Below are 18,248 nucleotides of genomic sequence, written 5' to 3'. Positions count from 1 at the left end.
AGCTTATTGTGGGAAAAACCTTTGCCTACCAAGCAAAAGAAAGGCCAATGTGTTTCCGGACTTTTCTTTTTTAAGTTTATTTTTTTTATTTATTACTATTCAGCTTGTTATAAATGCATCGTTACGCTCTGCCACTCACTTCTCTTGTGCCATCTTTTTGACGCTGGAAGGCCAGCCTCAGTAGGCTGCACCGCAAAGGTGCTGCGTTCATCTGTCGCTGACGGCGGAGACAAGACAGAACGAAAGACAAGAGTATGATTTTTTTATTAACGCGTTTCATCTTCCTGACGCGAAGCGTCATTGATGCGAGTGTTGATTCACCAGAGAGCGCCCAGTAAAAGCTCACATCCAATTAAGCACCAGAATGGTGCGCTAATGCGTCGCCGTTCACTCGGCGTTGGGTTACACAGTGATGAATAACTTATAAATTAATTTTGAATTTAAATAGTTAATATTATTAATGTTTTAAAATTAAGTGATTTTTTTCACACAAACACCCTAATGAGGTGTCACTTTTTAAATCTCATTGCACATACCTACTGAGAAGAATAATCGACTCATAACAATATGACGTAGTCCCTTTACCTTTTCTGCTGGAGCTGTAGCAATGAACGAAGCACCGCATCATGCAAAGAAAACGTATTTTACCCAAGGCCGTCTGGCGTTGGCGGTAAATATTGCCCTGGCCATTACTGCCTTTCCGCTACTTGCGTTGCAGGATGGTTATGCTGCAGCGCCTGCGGCAATCAATTATTCCGTGCCTTCCGGTTCTCTGGAGCAAGGTTTATTAGCGATAGCCCGTCAAAGTCATCAAACCATCTCGTTCGATCCTAAACTGGTGGCGCCTTACCAGGCTAAAGAGATTAAAGGTCACTTCACGCTGAAGCAGGCTATTTTGCAACAGTTGCAGGGAACGCCACTTTCCGTCACTACCACACCTAATGGTACGCTGACTATCTATGCGATGAATCCCACCTCGCCGGTTAAACCCGCCTCAGATCTGCAAGCTGCGCAGGACAGCGGTCAGACTCTGCCAACGATTACCGTTAACGGTGAGGCAGAACGCAGCGAAGATGAAACGGTATATAATCCATCAATGTCGAGTTCTGCGACGCGCACCAATTTATCCCTGCAGGATACGGCACAGTCCGTTCAGGTCATCAGCCGCAAAGTGCTGGACGATCAGCAGGCCACCTCTGTGGAAGATGCGCTGCGTAACGTAGGAGGGGTCAATCTTAGTACCGGTAATCGCGGACAAAATGGCGTTAGCATCCGAGGTTTTGCCATCACCTCAGGTTCCACAGACGGCGTATCCAATCCCAGCAACGCGGTAAACGGCAGCCCTTTAGGTTACTCCAGTATTGATGGTGTTGAGCGTATTGAGGTATTAAAAGGACCACAGGCGGTATTAGCAGGAAACAGCTCACCTGCGGGTTCGGTTAACGTTGTCCGTAAAGCGCCGACGGCTTACCCACTGCATACAATAAAAGTCGAGGTGGCCAAATATGGTGAAGTCAAAACCGCAATCGATCTCGGCGGACCATTAAACGACGATAAAACGTTCCGCTACCGCCTTAATGCATCCACCATGCACTCCGATAACAGCTTCCCGGATTTTAATGGTAATCGTGCCGACTACCTTGCACCGGTTCTCGCATGGGAAGGGGAAAAAACACATATAAAAGTGGGCGCCGAATTTACCAATACCCGAAAATCAGGCCCTGCAGCAACTCTTTATAGTAACGGCCATATTTTAAAACTGCCTGAATACCGACTGGGTGATAAAGATGACCACTTCGCTCTTGATTCTAAAACTACCTATTATGAACTGAAGCAGGATCTGTCAGATAACTGGTCGTTTAACAGTAAAGCCGCTTATGTGGACAGCGTGAATAATTTCCGCGTTCATGAAGTTTACAATGCTGCGCGCAATGGCAATTTACTGAGCCACGAGCTGGGTATCAGACAGGACACCACGTCCTTAAGCCTGCAGAACGATATCCGGGGCAAATTCGATACCGGGCCGTTAACCCATAATGTTCTGGTGGGTTATGATTACCAACATACAGAGACCACCGACTGGGAACTGGCTCAAGGGCGAATCTTCACGACGGGAAATTATAACAATCCTGACAGCCTTTCTTTTCCGCCAATACCCGATCCAACCGCTAAAAACTATAATACGCTCGAACAACAAAAGGGAATTATTCTTCAGGACCAGATTGATTTCTGGAAAAAGCTGCATCTGCAATTGTCCGCCAAGCGAGCGCAATGGACGTCAAAATCGACAGCCTATGTTTCACCGACGCGCACTTTAATTACCTTTTCAGATGAAACGAAATGGGTGCCCAGCTACGGTGTGAGTTATGACATTACGCCTGAGGTCACCGTCTATGCTAATTTACTCAACAGTTTTCAGACAAGTGGATTGCTGGACCCCCGGACCGGAAGTGCATTTGCACCTTCCACAGGAAAATCGAAGGAGGCCGGCTTTAAATTCAGTCTGCTCGACGATAACCTGACGATTACGACGTCAGCCTTTGACATTATTCAAAAAAATCTCATCATTACGAATTTTGCCGGTCAACCAGTCGGGACACAAGGAAGGGAAACCAAAGGTTTCGATTTCGATTTGAATGGTCAGATATTGCCGGGGTGGAATATCACCACCAGTTATACTTTCTCTCAGTCAAAAGATCCCGACAACGCGGCACTTATCGGTTACCAAAGCAAAGTTGTGGGTCAGCCAAAACATACCGCGAGCCTCTGGACCACCTATGAAATACAGCAAGGGAAATTACAGGGACTGGGTGCGGGTGTCGGGGTACAGGCAGCAAGCAGTACCTGGAACGGTTACAGAAACAACTATTTTAAAGAGGGCGGTTGGGCCCAAACGGATGCCTCCGTTTTCTATCATCAGCCTAAATATACGGTGACGCTGGGCGTGAATAATATATTTAATCGCACGCTCTATTATTACACCTCAACCCCTCAGTTTATCAGTGTGAAACCTGACAGGACAGCACGTCTGACGCTGACTTATTCGTTCTGATACATGTAAATCACCAGAGTATACTAACGTGGTAAATAAAATCCCATCGGATGATAACCGTCCGGGTACGTGGCAATTAATCTATCCTTTCTGGATATCATCAGAGAAATGGCTCGCTATATTATTACTGGCTGTCATCCTGACAATTAATTTTACCACGACCTATGCCTTTGTCGCATTGAACAGGCTACACGGAAAATTAACCGATGCACTGGTCGCACTAAACTGGCCGGTAATCAGCAATGTCATGATTGAAAGCCTGATTATCGGCGCGTTAACCACGGTATTGCCTTTGATAAGTGTACTGGCGATAAACTATCTCACGTTGCGATGGCGGACATGGATGACCGCTCGCTTTGTGGAACGCTGGACAGAACATCCTGCTTATTATCAGTTAGAACGGGACAACGTTATCAGCAACAGCGATCAACGCGTTGCGGAAGATATCAATCTTTTTACCGACGTCACAATCAATTTATCGACCAACATTATTAATGTGCTGGTCAACATGGTCACTTTCACCATTGTGCTGTGGGGATTATCAGGCGCGTTATCCATTAGCCTGGGCAGCACGACATTATCTATTCCCGGTTACATGGTGATTGTCGTCTATTTGTATTCTGTTGCCCATCTCGCGCTGGCGCACTGGCTGGGTAAAGTCCTGATCGGCGTGAATATGAATAAACAAACGGTGGAAGCTGACTTTCGTTTCCTTGGCATGCAGGTTCGGGAAAACGCCGAGCAAATTGCTTTTTTTGAAGGTGGAGAGCGTGAACGGCGGCGGCTATTTTCGCGCTTTGAACGGGTGCGCGCAAATACCCTGCTGATGATGCGTAAGACGTTCAGACTCAACTTTTTCCAGAGCTTTTTTTCGCAGGTATTTTCGCCCTTACCCACGCTGCTGGCACTCCCGTTGCTACTGTCGGGAAAAATAACGATGGGCGGCCTGACGCAGATCACGATGGCCTACGGAACCTTGCTTAGCACGCTTTCTTTTTTCCCACAGGCTTATCAGTCATTTACCAACTGGATGGCGCTGTCCAACCGACTTCGTGATCTGCTCTGGGCGTTAAATAAAGCGCGCGATAAGCCCTCAGGAATTTTACTGAAGCACCAGGGGACGCGCCTGCAGTGCGAGAACCTGACGCTTCGGCAGCCAGATGGTTCCTTACTGTCCCATCTGCCGCACTGGCAGGTACAGGCGGGCGAGCGCTGGGTGATTCGCGGCCGTTCGGGCTGTGGTAAGAGCACGCTATTGCGCGCCTGTGCCGGGCTCTGGCCTTATGGCGAAGGCACTATTATTGCCCCCGAGTCTGTTCGTACGCTTTTTTTACCCCAGAAAAGCTATATCCCGGTAGGCACGTTAAAAAGTGCGCTGACCTATCCGCTTGAACCTGACGTTTTTACCGATCAGCAGTGCCAACAGGCGTTAATTGACTGCTGCCTGGAGGCTCACGCCGCTTCGTTAACACAATTTGACCGCTGGCAGCAGGTGCTCTCCGGCGGCGAACAGCAACGGCTGGCGATGGCCCGGGTGCTGTTGCACAAACCCGAAATGCTGTTTCTTGATGAAGCGACCAGCGCACTCGATCCGCAGACAGAAAACCGACTTTATCAGGCGCTTATCGACCAGTTGCCCAACTGTACGCTTATCAGCGTGGCACACCGTAAAGAGCTTGAACACTTCCACCCTCATATTCTCACGCTCACGGCCCGTTAATGAGCGTTAACGCTTGCAAAGGAAACACTATGACGCATAAATCCATTGAATTAACCGATCTTGAGCTTGATGTCTTTCTGGCCGATGCTCAGTTACCGGTTCTCGTCGATCTCTGGGCCCCCTGGTGCGCGCCTTGCCGAGCGATGTCGCCGATTATCGATAAGCTGGCCCGCAACACGGCGGGACATTTACTGGTCGCCAAACTTAATGTCGAAAAATATCCTTCCATCATGCAGCGCTTTAGCGTGCGGGGCATTCCCACCTTATTGCTGTTTAACCCGGCTCAGGACCCGGTTCGGTTAGTGGGCGCTCAGTCTCTGGCTCAGCTCAACGAATGGCTTGCCAACCATCATGTCAACATCTCGGTACCCACAGTGCACTTACAGCAGGACGAAAGTCTGGAATGGGGCAGTTTCTATGGGGATGACGAACTGTTCGCTTTTATTGCGGCACGTGTGCTGCGACATGCCCGCGAGCGAGAGATTACCACGGGCCAGAGTCGCTACTGGATCGAGGGTAAAGGCACCCTTGCGGCGGCGATGGTCCATCAACCCGACAGTAATGCATTTGAACGTATCACCGGGCTTTCCGCTGCACTGGGCTGCCTGCTTGACCGTTGTGAATATCTCACGGTGGAACAGGTGGAAGGCCTGTTTGGGGCGTTACGGGCAGGTAAAGATTACCGACTGGTGCCATCAGCGTTTATGCAGTGGTGGCTGAGCGATGGGTTCTTCCCCTGGGATAATCATCTGCGTGCGCCCGAGCTAATAACGCTACTGGCGCAGTGGCAAACACTGTGCGCCGACCGGTTTGCCGGACGCGAAACGACACCGCAGGCCTGGGCCGATATTGGCAATCTGGCATCTTCCCTGTTGTCTGGCTTCCAAACGTCAGACCGACAGCTGGAAAAGATAGTCGCCATGCTGATCCAACATCTTTCACCGTTTCCTGTTACGACCGACGGTGAACGGTGGGACATCATCACGAAAAATATGAACTGGGCGCATTTCCACATTATGCAAATCCACTCAGGCTGGAGCGACGACGATCGCGCCACACCAGAGAAGCGAATGGGTTGGTTTATGGCGAAAGAGCGTCAAACGCCGACGGGCAAGCTCACTCAGGGGGAGATCGCCCAGCTCAGAGATGAATGGAAGTCGCTAAATGGTGAATTTATTAGTAAAGAAAACGCGCTTCATCAAAACCTGTTGCAGCTTGCGCTGCCAATAAGCACAGCATCGCAGGCGGTTTTGAATCGCCTGCTTGCCGCGGCACCGGACCTTTAATAATGATGCATAAACAGGAGGCCGCTATGGCAAATACGTTGGCGCACAGCCGGGTTCAGCTGTCGGACCTGGCTGACAGCGTTATCAGGATGGCCTTGCAGGAAGGGGCTTCCGATGCGCAGGTGATGTTTAACGAAAGCACAGGACTGCTACTTGAAATGCGTCAGGGCCGGTTAAAAACGCGCACCCGCGCCAGTCAATCCAGCCTGTTTCTCACCGTTTACCGAGGTCATCATCAGGGAACGACCAGCTCAACGAACTATTCGTCTGCAAGCCTGCGTGAAACGGTGCAGGCCGCATGCCGTATTGCAGGTTACACCGGCGAAGATCGTTTCGCCGGACTGGCGGAGGCACGCTTTCTTTGCCGTGCATCGGACGAACTGGACCTCTGGCATCCCTGGAACCTCGACGAAGTCGATGCGACAGCACTGGCACAGCGCATAGAGGCCGGGATTGTTTCAGCGGGAGACGACGTGATTAGCGACGGTGTTACCGTGCACACCGGGCACTCGGACTGCTTCATCATGAACAGTCATGGATTTAGCTGCAGCGAACGCCAGAGCAATCACCTGATGGCAGCCCGCGCGCTGGCCCGTAAGCAGAATCGCAGCCTGCTGGATTTCCATTTCTCTGTTGCCCGCCACGCCCAGTCACTCATGGCACCGGAAGAGATTGGACGCCGGGCTGGAAATGGCGCGATAGCGGCGCTGGATACTGCCCCGCTTCAGGGCAGCCAGCGCTGTCCGGTCTTGTTTGACGCTAAATGTGCGCTGTCTTTGCTTGACCATCTGGTTCAGGCAACCAGCGGTAGCGTGCTGTATCACCGTAACAGCTTCCTCGCTGACAGACTGGGCGAGACGGTTTTCAGCGACCACGTCAGCGTCACTGAAGATCCCTTCGCGCCGCAGGGGCTCGCCAGCCGGTCATTCGACGGCGACGGTATCGGTGGCACAACCCGCAAGATCGTTAATCAGGGGATTCTGGCGGGTTTTTTCCTCTCAGCTTATGCCGCGCGCCATCTTGATATGGCTCCGACCGGGAATGGCTGGGGGCCGGGAAACCTGTCTCTGACCAGCAGCCTGACGCAGAAGGGCGATGATTTCGACGCGATGGTAAAAAAACTTCATACCGGGCTGATCGTGACCAGTTTCAGCGGCGGCGGGCCACGGTTGATTAACGGTGATTACTCGCGAAGCCTGCGGGGTTTTTGGGCTGAAGGCGGGCAAATACGGTACGCCGTTGATGGCGTTACGGTGGCGGGTAACCTGGCCGAAATGTTCCGCAACATTGTGGCTATCGGGACTGACGTGATAACCCAGGGCGCACTGACTTCCGGGTCTGTATTAATTGATAACCTTCAGGTGGCAGGACGCTGAGCCAAAGGAGTTTTACTATGAGTCAAACAGGCACAACCACTCGCCTGGTACAGGCCAAACAGCAATTGCTGGAACCCTACGGCCTGAGCGATGCCCTGCTACAGGACATCATGGGACGGATTCTCGTCCATCGGGTCGATTACGCCGATTTATATGTGCAGAGTCTTCGCCATGAAAGTTGGGCAATGGAAAATGGCGTGGTGAACTTTGGATCGTTTGATGTCGATCAGGGGTTCGGCCTGCGTGCGGTAGAGTACGATCAGACCGCCTTCGCTTATTCTCAGCATCTTGATCTCAAACATTTGCGCGAAGCCGCGCGATCGGTACGGACCATCGCTAAGCATTGCTGTCTCGCCCTGCCTGAACCTGTTAAAGCCCGGCCCGAGTCAACGCATATCGGCTCCCGCGATCCCTTAGTGGCATGGGAGGCGGCAGAGAAAATCAGTCTGCTGGAAAAAATCAACCAAATGACTCGTGCGCTTGACCCACGGGTGATTCAGGTCACGGCCAGCCTTCGATTGTCCCATTCGGTTAACTATGTTCTGCGCCATGATTTTTATCAGGCTGCAGATATTCGTCCGATGCTGCTGTTGCAGGTCAGCGTCATCGTCGAGCAGCGTGGCGTCCGTGAGTCGGCCACGACCGGCATAGGTGGGCGCGGCGATTTCAACATGTTCAACGATCAGGTGCTGCAACAGACTTTACGCACGATGGTGGATTCGGCACTGATAAATTTAGAGGCGGTTGCGGCCCCGTCCGGCGGAATGCCTGTTGTCATTGCCGCCGGATGGCCCGGCATGTTGTTGCATGAAGCCATGGGGCATGGCTTTGAAGGTGACTATAACCGGCTGGGTACCTCAGTTTACGCAGGGCGCATCGGAGAGAGAGTTGCACCACCTGGGGTGAATATCGTCGATGACGGCACGCTACAGGGGCGCCGGGGTTCGCTCAATACAGATGATGAGGGGCACCCGACGCAGTGCACCTCATTGATTGAAGGCGGTATTCTGCAAGGTTATATGCACGACAGCCTGAGTGCCCGTCTGATGAAACTTCCCCCCACTGGCAATGGCCGACGTCAGTCCTACGCGTATCTTCCTATGCCGCGCATGACAAACACCTTTATGCGTAATGGCCAGTATGAACCTGAGGAGATCATTGCGTCTGTTAAACGTGGATTATATCTGGCTAACCTGGGCAGCGGACAGGTGGATATCGTCAGTGGCCAATATAGCTTTCAAAGCGCGCTGGCCTACCTGATCGAAGACGGCAAAATTACAACACCGGTTAAAGGCGCCACGCTGACCGGAAAGGGACCGGAAACGCTGCAGCAGATCAGCATGGTTGGCAACGATCTGGCTCTGGATCGTGGCGTCGCCACCTGCGGGAAATCGGGACAAAATGTTCCAGTGGGCGTAGGGCAACCGACGCTTAAAGTGGATAACCTCATCGTTGGCGGCACGCGCCAGCGATGAGGTCATCATCCGACGAAACCGGTCTGTGGCGCTTGTCGCTTTGACGGACGCTACGGGTGGGCTGACCGCTGTTCAAATGTCGATGCCAGCGTTTGCGCGCGCTGCGGACGCGCCAGAGCCCGCAGCGATCATGTGTTTTATAAGCCAAAAATGAACCTGCCGTCACTGACTGGCGGTAAGGGGAATCTTGAGACGGTTAACGCTTTCTCGGGTAAGGAATGATGATGAAATTAACGCCATCCTGGACTGATGCATTTGCCCGGATGCCATTAACCTATTTGCGCCAGGAATATCCCAGTCATCTTGTACACTTAATGCTTGATGACAGTGATGCCTTGTCGCCACGTGTACTGCATCCGGTTTTCTATGGCTGCTACGACTGGCACTCTGCGGTACACGGTTACTGGCTGTTGCTCCGTGCCCTGAGCCTTTATCCCACGTTGTCATGCCGTGATGAAATCATTGCTGTTTTTCATGCGCATTTTACTGAAGAAAATATCGCGCAGGAACGTGCTTATTTTACCGTACCGTTTCGCACGGCGTTCGAACGTCCTTACGGTTATGCATGGTTGCTTGGCTTATCCGGGGAGCTGAAAAAATCTGCCTTGCCGCAGGCTGCGCAGTGGTATCAGAGGCTTGAGCCACTGACGCAGGACATTCGCAGTCGCTTTATCGACTACTTCAGTAAGCTGACCTACGCTATTCGGGTCGGGACCCATACCAATTCTGCCTTCGCGCTGATGTTAGCACTGGATTACGCACGCACTTTAGAGGACAGCTTGCTGGAAAACGTCATCGTTAATGTCGCAGAACGTTTTTACCGCGAGGACACTGATTATCCAGCACATTATGAACCCGGTGGGGACGAATACCTTTCTGGTGCATTAACGGAAGCCATGTTAATGAGTAAAGTCACCGTTAACTTCGCCAACTGGTTCGATGCATTTCTACCTGATATCGCCAGTAAGACCGCGCTGATGCAGCCTGCAGAGGTCAGCGATCGTACCGATCCCACCATCACACATCTTGACGGATTGAATCTCAGCAGAGCCTGGTGCTTTAGGCATCTTGCTGTTGCATTGCCAAATGCTCATCCCGCTGTCTCGTTGCTTCAGGCCGCAGCCGAACGGCATCTGACAGCCAGTCTCCCTCACGTGGTGGGCAGCCATTACAGCGGCGGCCACTGGCTTGCCAGCTTTGCACTGCTGGCTTTGGCGTCGCCTGTTGACGGCCAGGCTCATCATCAAACGTGATCTCGCGTTTGAGATCCTCTCCGGCATCCTGAGGTTACGATAACAAGATACGTAGCAGTAAACCGGTGGTCCTGTAGATATCGCAGGGAATTTGTCATGACGCTGTTTTCAATGACAAAGCGCGGTCCGTTTCCGGCAAAGACGTTGACGCCGTTTGGCATCTTGACGCTAGAGCCTGCGCTTTTGCTGGGTGCGGGCGTGGGACGTTTTTGGGGCGCGAGGGCAGAAATGTACTGGACGATGATGTGCGAAGCGGCGTTTTCTCATGCCACGCGCTTCTGATATCTGATCACAGCAAAATGATGGCTGGTTTTACCATTTTTTTACCCTCTCCAATCGCAGGCAATAAAAAACCAACCGTAAAGGTTGGTTTTTTAAGGGATAATTTGGTCGGCACGAGAGGATTTGAACCTCCGACCCCTGACACCCCATGACAGTGCGCTACCAGGCTGCGCTACGTGCCGAACTTTGGAAAGCTAGTCTACTGATTCTCTGCACGAATGCAAGCGATCAGGCAACTAACTGCCTCATTATTAATCAGTTAGCGATAAAACGTTTCTCTTCTGTGAGCACCTGCAACAAGAGCGCGAGTTCCGGTTTGTGATCTTTCAATACATTTCCACTGGCGTCGTAAGCACGGTAGCTGCCGTTATTGTTCAGCACCAGCGTGATTTTAGGCGTGGTAATGACCAGCTTATTATCTTCGCTACTGGTGACCCAGTCATGACGACGCTGAGCAGCAAACAGATCTTCGCCTTGAGCATAGTTGACCGGATTAGTGCGCACATGCAGCAGGCGCTGCATCAGGGTCACCATCACGTCCTGATGATCGGAAAGCCGGGTCACCGTCTGCGCGGGCGTGTCCGGCCAGTGAATAACCAGTGGCACCTGCAAGGTCTGGCGATTGCCTTCGTTGTCCGGATTGCCATCCAGCGCCACACCATGCTGAGCGGTAATGACCACCACGGTGTTTTTCAGTAAGTCACGTTGTTGCAGTGTGGTAAGGATGGCCTGAATCTGTTCATTGAGGGCAGGAGCCTGCCGCATATAGCTTCGCTGACGTGCTTTGTCGTTATCACCGCTTACCGTTGGGCCGTTCAGCGCCACCCAGGAGAACCAGGGCGTACCATCGCCTTTTTGGGCACTCAGCCAGCTTTGCCATTGTGAAACGGTGCTGGCATTGTGCTGCTCCTCGCTGGGGGGCAGAGAGTAGTCGGACAGCAGCGCCTGACGATACAGCGGCTGACTAAACCCCTCTGACGAGAACAGGCCAAACTGATAGCCTTGGGTGCTCAGTGCAGTAAGCAGGGCAGACGGCGTCCGCTGTGCCAGAACACCGTTCATATAACTCGGGGAGATGCCGTAGAACAGGCCAAACAGGCCTTTTTCTGCGTTGTCCCCGGCGCTGAAATGCTGGGTAAAACGCACGTTCTGGCTGGCAAACTGGTTCAACGCCGGCAGGGCGTTATCGGCACTGGCACTGTTCAGACCATCCACCGTAATGACCAACAGGTTATCGCGTGAGCCTTTGTCCGCAAAGGTGATATCGCTGAGCGGATACTGCACTGCCGCAGCCTCAGGATCGCCTTGCTGCACCAGACGGCGCTGATATTCCTGCGCATCCAGCAAGCCGTGACGCTCAAGAAAGCGACGGGCGGTCATCGGATAAGAAAGGGGCAGATTCGCACGTTGCATCGTGATCGGGCGATAAAAATTAGCGTCCGCCCAGATATACATCAAATGACTGGCAAAAAAGGCGCTGATAAAAAGGGCGGCCAGCGGCTTACCAAACGAACGGCGGTTCAGGCTACGCAGCTTCTGCCAGCTCCAGGTGGCAAACAGAATCTCCACCAGAAAAATGAGCGGCACGCCGATAAACATCAGCTGCCAGTCGCGCGCCATCTCACTTTGATCGGGGTTAATCACCAGTTCCCACACCACCGGATTAAGGTGTAAATGGAAACGGTTAAAGACGGCGCTGTCGACCATCAGCAGTGTCAAACCGGCGGTGGCGACCACCGTCGAAATCACCCGCATCAGACGTTGCGACATCACGACAAACGTCAGCGGGAAGATAATCAGCAGATAAACGGCAAATACAATAAAGCTGAAGTGACCAATCCAGCTGCTGTACGCATAAATGCGCCCAGCCAGTGAAGCAGGCCAGTCGGCAACCAACAGATAGCGGCTACCCAGAATAAGCGCGAAAAAGATATTGAACAGGGCAAACCAGTGTCCCCAGCTAATCATCTGGGAGACTTTTTCGCGGTAGCGCTGTCGGTTGGTTACCATAGTTTGACGTCAGATTAGCGAATTAATGGGCGCTGTCGTCTACCGACGCCTGCAGGGCATCAGCAAAAGAACGGGCCAGAGAGCGGCGTTGCGCGGGAGCAACATCGCTGTTGATCAGATTGGTTACCATGTTCCCCAGTACCATCAGGGAAAGGTCGGTTGGCGCCTGGTCTTTTTGCAAAACCTGCGCCATTTCCGCGAGGAGTTGTTCAACGCGTTGGTCGCTGTAACGGGATGATTGTGGCATAGCGAAAACTTATCTCGTCTCAAAAGGCGATATAGTACCGGAACAGCGCACTTTTTTCCGCAAATTTATCGAAAGCGCGGTGTTCGGGTTGTGCATGGAGTTGAAAGCTGCTGCTGGCGGTGTTTGAATACGCGCCTGTGCTATTAGGAGAGTTTACCATGAGTCTGGATATCGACCAGATTGCCTTGCACCAGTTAATCAAACGTGATGAAAATCAGTTAGAGCTGGTGCTTCGTGATTCGTTACTGCCGGCCACCAATACCGTCGAGGCGATGGTGGAAGAGCTGCACCGTGTATACAGTGCAAAAAGTAAAGCTTACGGGCTGTTTAATGCTGAAAGCGAACTGGCAGATGCACTGCGCAACTGCCGCAAGGGTAACGATGATTTTCTCGCTTTTAGCCGGGCTGCTACCGGACGCCTGCGTGATGAACTGGCAAAATATCCGTTCGCCGAAGGCGGCGTGGTGCTGTTTATCCAGTACCGCTATCTGGCGGTAGAATACTTGCTGGTGGCGGTGTTAAACAGCCAGTCGAGTATGCGCGTCAACGAACAGATGGATATCAGCAGTACCCACTATCTGGATATCAATCACGCCGATATCGTGGCACGAATCGATCTTACCGAGTGGGAAACCAGCCCTGAATCGACGCGTTACCTCACCTTCCTGCGTGGACGGGTAGGGCGAAAAGTTTCTGATTTCTTCATGGATTTTCTGGGGGCGGAAGTCGGACTGGATGCCAAGGCGCAGAACCGGGGGCTGTTACAGGCGGTAGATGACTATTGTGACGAGTCGAATCTGGATAAGAATGAACGACAAAACTACCGTCAGCAGGTTTACAGCTACTGTAATGAACAGCTTCAGGCTGGGGAAGAGATCGCGTTGAAAGCGTTATCAGGTGAGCTGCCACCACTGGGTGAAAAGACGTTTGAAGCCTTTACTCAGGAGCAGGGCTATGACCTGGAAGAGCATTTCCCGGCAGATCGCAGTACGTTACGTCAGTTAACCAAGTTTGCCGGTAGCGGTGGGGGGCTGACCCTGAACTTCGATGCCCTGTTGCTTGGCGAGCGCATTTTCTGGGATCCGGTCACCGATACGCTGACCATCAAAGGAACACCGCCTAACCTGCGTGAGCAACTGCAACGCCGCACCAGCAGTAAATAAGCATCTGCCCGATCCGGCGTTCTGGCGGATAACAGGCAAAATAAAAGGGCCGGTTTCGCAACCGGCCCTTCTACTTTCAACGCATTCGGCGATTAAGCGCGAACGAAGTCGATGTGGTGCAGTTTTGGCTTGAACGGATGACGCTGAACAGCCTGCACTTTAACTTTGGTTTCTTTACCGTCAACCACCAGAGTCAGCACTTCTTCGTAGAAGCCTGGCTTGGTTTGAAGGTTCATCACCTGGTCGTGGTCGAGGTCGATAGCAACAGCGGCTTCTGAACCACCATAAATGATGGCCGGGAAGCGGTTTGCTGCGCGCAGGCGGCGGCTCGCACCCTTACCCTGCTCTTTACGTTCTACTGCATTGATAGTGAACATTAATACGTCTCTTTATGATTTCTGCTACAGGCGACCCAGTAACAGAAGGGTTATTCAACACCGCTTATGCACATGCAAAAGCGGGCGGCATTATAGCGGTAATCCCCTACAGGGGCAAACGCTAATAAGGCTTAGCGCAGTTCATTAGCGCGGCGAAAGCGCCCCTGGTAGTCAAACAGCTTTTCGCGAATCTGCCAGAACTGGCCTTTGGCACGGGCCACCACAAAATCGGGATGGCGCAGAAGAGGCTGCAGGGCCAGCACATCGGCGGCGGTTTGCCAGCCCAGCGGCACGCCGGGCGCGCGCTGATGCGGGCGCATAAACAGGTGTTCAAACGCCTTGCGCTGTGCGGGCGTTTGCAGACGAAACCGCTCACTGACGCTGGTGCCGTCTTCATCGAAATAGGTGGCTTTCAACCATTCGCCTTTGTCGTCGCGGCCCTGTTCCAGCGTCATGCCGCCGCAGCGCAGAACGCGCGCATCTTTCAGCTTCAGCGCGGCTTTAAGCATATCGTCAGGATCGACCAGAATCTTGTCGCATTCGCGGCAGCGGCGCGCGGCGATGTCGTTTTCCGCGTTGCACGCCGGGCAGTTCTTAAACCGAAAGCGGTAGTCACACTGCTCGCGCCCGCCTTCGTCGTCTTCCAGTACGCCCTGACAACGCCGGCCAAAGTGCTCAATCACCATGCCATCGCTCGTGGCCTTGCCCCAGAAGGTATTGGCAAAGCCGCAGGCCGGGCAAAATACCTGCACGGGCTGATTGTCACTTTTCCCTTTCGGTGCGCCTACTTCAGGCGTAAACAGATCGTGAGGATTACCGGCATAGTCCAGAATCAGGCAGTCTTTTTTGCCGGGCGACAGGCGCAGACCGCGTCCGACAATCTGTTGATACAGGCTGACTGACTCGGTAGGGCGCAGGATCGCGATCAGATCCACATGCGGCGCATCGAAGCCGGTGGTTAGCACCGCAACGTTGACCAGAAACTTAAGCTGCTGGGCTTTAAACGCCGCGATTAGCGCATCCCGATCTTTCGCGTGAGTTTCTGCCGATACCAGCGCGCTGTTTTCAGGCAGCAGGCCCAAAATTTCGCGCGCGTGTTCGACGGTGGCGGCAAAAATCATCACGCCGTGGCGATCCTCGGCAAATTCCACAATCTGCTGGATAATATGGGGCGTCACCCGCTGCTGCTGTTTGAGTTCCCGATTCAGGTCGGCTTCGCTGAACAGGCCATTTGCCTGAGCGGTGAGGCGACTGAAATCATACTGAACCACCGGCATATCCAGCCGTTCCGGCGGCACCAGAAACTGATGCTTGATCATATAGCGCAGGGGCAGTTCATAGATGCAGTCGCGAAACAGGGCCTGCTCGTCGCCCCGAACCATACCGTGATAATGAAAACGGTAGATCCAGCCTTTGCCCAGGCGAAACGGTGTTGCGGTCAGGCCGAGCAGACGCAACTGAGGATTATGCTGGCGCAGGTGATTAAAAATTTGCTGATACTGGCTCGCTTTGTCATCACCAATGCGGTGGCACTCATCTACAATCACCAGCGAAAAGGCGCGGTCAAACAGGCTGAGATTACGTGCAACAGACTGGACGCTACCGAACACGACTTTCCGCTGGCTTTCTTTGCGCTGCAATCCTGCCGCAAAGATGTCAGCCTCAAGTCCGTAAGCCTGATACTTGCTGTGATTTTGCGCCACCAGCTCTTTGACGTGCGCCAGCACCAGCACCCGACCTCGAGCCAGGCGCGCAAGCTCGGCGATCACCAGGCTTTTTCCGGCCCCGGTGGGCAGAACGATCACGGCAGGTTCAGGATGACGACGGAAGTGGGCGAGGGTGGCATCGACCGCTTCCTGTTGATAAGGGCGTAAGGTAAAAGACATGCTGTTCACTTTTGTAAAACCTGCCGCAATTATGCCACGAATCCACAATAAACGCGCTGTCAGCGAGGCGCAGATCAGGCTATACTTCCCCTACTTTTTCAACGGTTAAAAATGCCGTTTTAGTTTCCCTCCGCAGTAACAGGCAAAACGAATTCATGCGACTCGACAAATTCATCTCTCAGCAACTGGAAATCAGCCGTGCCATCGCCGCACGTGAAATCCGTGGTCAACGTGTTACCGTTAACGGTGATGTGGTGCGCGACACCGCTTTCAAACTCCAGCCCGATCATGAGGTTGAGTATGACGGCAATGTATTGCAGATGCAGACCGGGCCGCGCTACTTTATGCTGAACAAACCTCAGGGCTATGTCTGCTCAACGGACGATCCCGATCATCCCACCATCGTCTATTTCATTGAAGAACCGATGGCGTTTAAGCTGCATGCCGCGGGCCGACTGGATATTGATACCACCGGTTTAGTCCTGCTGACGGACGACGGTCAGTGGTCACATCGCATTACCTCACCGCGCCACCATTGTGAGAAAACTTATCGGGTAACGCTGGAAGCGCCGGTGAGCGATGACACGGCCGCACAGTTCAGCGCCGGGGTGCAGCTGCATAATGAAAAAAGCCTGACTAAACCCGCTCAGCTTGAGGTCATCACCCCCACGGAAGTGCTGCTGGCCTTGAGCGAAGGCCGCTATCACCAGGTCAAACGCATGTTTGCAGCCGTGGGTAACCGGGTCGTTGGCCTGCACCGCGAGCGCATTGGTGAGATTGTGCTGGACGAGGCGCTGGAACCGGGTGAATACCGCCCGTTAACGGAAGAAGAGATAGCCAGCATTGGCTTACCGGATGAACTTAAACAAAAATAGCGAGAAACCTGGTGCGTAAGGAAAAGAATTCGCCAATGGGGCTGGTCGTCATCCTCGGCCTGTTAGCGATGTTGATGCCGTTGTCGATAGATATGTATCTGCCTGCAATGCCACAAATTGCGCGCCAGTTTGCCGTGTCCGCCGGTAGCGTTCAGATGACGCTCAATCTTTATATCCTGGGTTTTGCCATCGGTCAGTTGATCTACGGTCCGCTCGCCGACAGCTATGGCCGCAAGCCGGTGATTACGCTCGGCACCCTGATATTTGCCTGCGCAGCGGCAGCCTGCGCACTTTCGCAGTCGATTGAACAACTGATTGCGATGCGTTTTTTACACGGTCTGGCGGCAGCGGCGGCCAGCGTCGTGATCAATGCGTTGATGCGTGACAGTTACTCGAAAGAGGACTTCTCGCGCATGATGTCGTTCGTCATGTTGATTACCACCATTGCACCGCTGCTGGCGCCCATCATCGGCGGCTGGCTGCTGTTAGTCTGGAGCTGGCACGCCATTTTCTGGACGCTGTCGATAGCGGCGGTTATAACGACTGTGCTGGTGGCAACCCAGATTCGCGAAACCCTTAAACCTGAGCAGCGACAGCGCTTTAACCTGCGCACCACGCTGGGTAACTTCGTTATCCTGTTTCGCCACAAGCGCGCGTTCAGCTATATGTTATCGAGCGGATTCTCGTTTGCGGGGCTGTTTACCTTTCTCAACGCTGGCCCCTTTGTTTACATCGAACTGAATCACATTTCACCGCAGAGTTTTGGCTACTACTTCGGTCTGAATATTGTGTTTTTGTTCATCATGACGCTGATTAACAGCCGGGCAGTGCGCCGTTTTGGCCCCGTGGTCCTGTTTCGCTTCGGGTTGTTGGTGCAGTTTGCTATGGGCATCTGGCTGTTGATCGTCAGCGCTTTCGATCTGGGGTTCCTGCCGCTGGTATTAGGCATTGCAATGTTCATCGGCTGCGTGTCGATGGTGTCGTCAAATGCTATGGCGGTTATCCTTGATGAGTTTCCGCATATGGCCGGTACGGCCTCTTCTCTGGCGGGCACCTTGCGTTTTGGCGTGGGTGCGCTGGCGGGGGCGCTGCTCTCCCTGTTCAGCTTCAACAGTGCCTGGCCCATGGTGGGAACCATTGCACTGTGCGCGACAATCTCCGTTTCGTTATTTCTCTACGCCTCACGTCCGCGTACCGTCGCCCGCTAAGCGGGCGTCTGCCATCCTCTTTTTCCGCTTAGTCAAAA

14 protein-coding genes and 1 tRNA gene are annotated in these 18,248 nt (G+C 53.0%); 10 read left to right on the top strand and 5 right to left on the bottom strand.

Annotated elements, in window-relative coordinates; translation table 11 throughout:
* Positions 1-895: 895 nt before the first annotated feature.
* From ACPXSQ_RS09710 to ACPXSQ_RS09680, 7 genes are all read left to right on the top strand, one after another.
* On the top strand, positions 896-3,052 hold the full coding sequence (locus tag ACPXSQ_RS09710) for a TonB-dependent siderophore receptor (protein ID WP_231963287.1): 2,157 nt from the start codon (positions 896-898) through the stop codon (positions 3,050-3,052).
* Positions 3,053-3,080: 28 nt separating this feature from the next.
* On the top strand, positions 3,081-4,772 hold the full coding sequence (locus ACPXSQ_RS09705; RefSeq protein ID WP_019106562.1) for an ABC transporter ATP-binding protein/permease: 1,692 nt from the start codon (positions 3,081-3,083) through the stop codon (positions 4,770-4,772).
* Positions 4,773-4,801: 29 nt separating this feature from the next.
* On the top strand, positions 4,802-6,058 hold the full coding sequence (locus tag ACPXSQ_RS09700) for a thioredoxin family protein (protein ID WP_210509694.1): 1,257 nt from the start codon (positions 4,802-4,804) through the stop codon (positions 6,056-6,058).
* A 26-nt stretch (positions 6,059-6,084) separates the two neighbouring features.
* A complete protein-coding gene (locus tag ACPXSQ_RS09695; RefSeq protein WP_233255864.1) occupies positions 6,085-7,434 on the top strand; it encodes a TldD/PmbA family protein in 1,350 nt (449 codons plus the stop codon).
* Positions 7,435-7,451: 17 nt separating this feature from the next.
* Entirely contained in the window at positions 7,452-8,909 is a 1,458-nt protein-coding gene (gene tldD / locus ACPXSQ_RS09690; RefSeq protein WP_426143523.1) for a metalloprotease TldD, read from the top strand.
* Positions 8,910-9,133: 224 nt separating this feature from the next.
* A complete protein-coding gene (locus tag ACPXSQ_RS09685) occupies positions 9,134-10,162 on the top strand; it encodes a DUF2891 domain-containing protein (protein WP_042678205.1) in 1,029 nt (342 codons plus the stop codon).
* Between the two features lie 96 nt (positions 10,163-10,258).
* The gene (locus ACPXSQ_RS09680) at positions 10,259-10,444 is read left to right on the top strand and encodes a hypothetical protein (RefSeq protein ID WP_072138883.1); all 186 of its coding nucleotides are present in this window, start codon (positions 10,259-10,261) and stop codon (positions 10,442-10,444) included.
* A 105-nt stretch (positions 10,445-10,549) separates the two neighbouring features.
* Here ACPXSQ_RS09680 and ACPXSQ_RS09675 read toward each other — a convergent pair.
* From ACPXSQ_RS09675 to ACPXSQ_RS09665, 3 genes are all read right to left on the bottom strand, one after another.
* Positions 10,550-10,626: transfer RNA gene (locus tag ACPXSQ_RS09675), tRNA-Pro, on the bottom strand.
* Positions 10,627-10,699: 73 nt separating this feature from the next.
* Positions 10,700-12,454 carry an LPS biosynthesis-modulating metalloenzyme YejM gene (yejM, locus tag ACPXSQ_RS09670; RefSeq protein WP_426143520.1) on the bottom strand — a complete coding sequence of 585 codons (1,755 nt, stop codon included), beginning with the start codon at positions 12,452-12,454 and terminating at the stop codon, positions 10,700-10,702.
* Positions 12,455-12,476: 22 nt separating this feature from the next.
* Positions 12,477-12,701 carry a YejL family protein gene (locus tag ACPXSQ_RS09665; protein WP_013026459.1) on the bottom strand — a complete coding sequence of 75 codons (225 nt, stop codon included), beginning with the start codon at positions 12,699-12,701 and terminating at the stop codon, positions 12,477-12,479.
* Positions 12,702-12,859: 158 nt separating this feature from the next.
* On the opposite strand from ACPXSQ_RS09665, the gene yejK reads away from it, so the two are divergent.
* Entirely contained in the window at positions 12,860-13,864 is a 1,005-nt protein-coding gene (gene yejK / locus ACPXSQ_RS09660) for a nucleoid-associated protein YejK (RefSeq protein WP_014594136.1), read from the top strand.
* Positions 13,865-13,956: 92 nt separating this feature from the next.
* Here yejK and rplY read toward each other — a convergent pair whose 3' ends face one another.
* Both rplY and ACPXSQ_RS09650 read right to left on the bottom strand, forming a co-directional pair.
* A complete protein-coding gene (rplY, locus tag ACPXSQ_RS09655; RefSeq protein WP_013026457.1) occupies positions 13,957-14,241 on the bottom strand; it encodes a 50S ribosomal protein L25 in 285 nt (94 codons plus the stop codon).
* Positions 14,242-14,372: 131 nt separating this feature from the next.
* Entirely contained in the window at positions 14,373-16,127 is a 1,755-nt protein-coding gene (locus ACPXSQ_RS09650) for a DEAD/DEAH box helicase (protein WP_014594135.1), read from the bottom strand.
* Positions 16,128-16,282: 155 nt separating this feature from the next.
* Between ACPXSQ_RS09650 and rsuA the strand changes: the two genes are divergently transcribed.
* A complete protein-coding gene (gene rsuA, locus ACPXSQ_RS09645; RefSeq protein ID WP_426143516.1) occupies positions 16,283-17,002 on the top strand; it encodes a 16S rRNA pseudouridine(516) synthase RsuA in 720 nt (239 codons plus the stop codon).
* An 11-nt stretch (positions 17,003-17,013) separates the two neighbouring features.
* Positions 17,014-18,210: a Bcr/CflA family multidrug efflux MFS transporter gene (locus ACPXSQ_RS09640; protein ID WP_210452808.1), complete on the top strand. Its 1,197-nt coding sequence runs from the start codon at positions 17,014-17,016 to the stop codon at positions 18,208-18,210.
* Positions 18,211-18,248: the final 38 nt, after the last annotated feature.

This window comes from Pantoea sp. EEL5 (genome assembly GCF_049892805.1).
Lineage (GTDB): Bacteria > Pseudomonadota > Gammaproteobacteria > Enterobacterales > Enterobacteriaceae > Pantoea > Pantoea ananatis.
This window is presented reverse-complemented; position numbering and strand designations above follow the sequence as displayed.

What these genes read in the sequence shown, in the direction of transcription:
- ACPXSQ_RS09700 (WP_210509694.1), top strand. Translation starts at nt 4,802, where the DNA reads ATGACGCATAAATCCATTGAATTAACCGATCTTGAGCTTGATGTCTTT.
- ACPXSQ_RS09695 (WP_233255864.1), top strand. Translation starts at nt 6,085, where the DNA reads ATGGCAAATACGTTGGCGCACAGCCGGGTTCAGCTGTCGGACCTGGCT.
- tldD (WP_426143523.1), top strand. Translation starts at nt 7,452, where the DNA reads ATGAGTCAAACAGGCACAACCACTCGCCTGGTACAGGCCAAACAGCAA.
- ACPXSQ_RS09685 (WP_042678205.1), top strand. Translation starts at nt 9,134, where the DNA reads ATGAAATTAACGCCATCCTGGACTGATGCATTTGCCCGGATGCCATTA.
- ACPXSQ_RS09680 (WP_072138883.1), top strand. Translation starts at nt 10,259, where the DNA reads ATGACGCTGTTTTCAATGACAAAGCGCGGTCCGTTTCCGGCAAAGACG.
- yejM (WP_426143520.1), bottom strand. Translation starts at nt 12,454, where the DNA reads ATGGTAACCAACCGACAGCGCTACCGCGAAAAAGTCTCCCAGATGATT.
- ACPXSQ_RS09665 (WP_013026459.1), bottom strand. Translation starts at nt 12,701, where the DNA reads ATGCCACAATCATCCCGTTACAGCGACCAACGCGTTGAACAACTCCTC.
- yejK (WP_014594136.1), top strand. Translation starts at nt 12,860, where the DNA reads ATGAGTCTGGATATCGACCAGATTGCCTTGCACCAGTTAATCAAACGT.
- rplY (WP_013026457.1), bottom strand. Translation starts at nt 14,241, where the DNA reads ATGTTCACTATCAATGCAGTAGAACGTAAAGAGCAGGGTAAGGGTGCG.
- ACPXSQ_RS09650 (WP_014594135.1), bottom strand. Translation starts at nt 16,127, where the DNA reads ATGTCTTTTACCTTACGCCCTTATCAACAGGAAGCGGTCGATGCCACC.
- rsuA (WP_426143516.1), top strand. Translation starts at nt 16,283, where the DNA reads ATGCGACTCGACAAATTCATCTCTCAGCAACTGGAAATCAGCCGTGCC.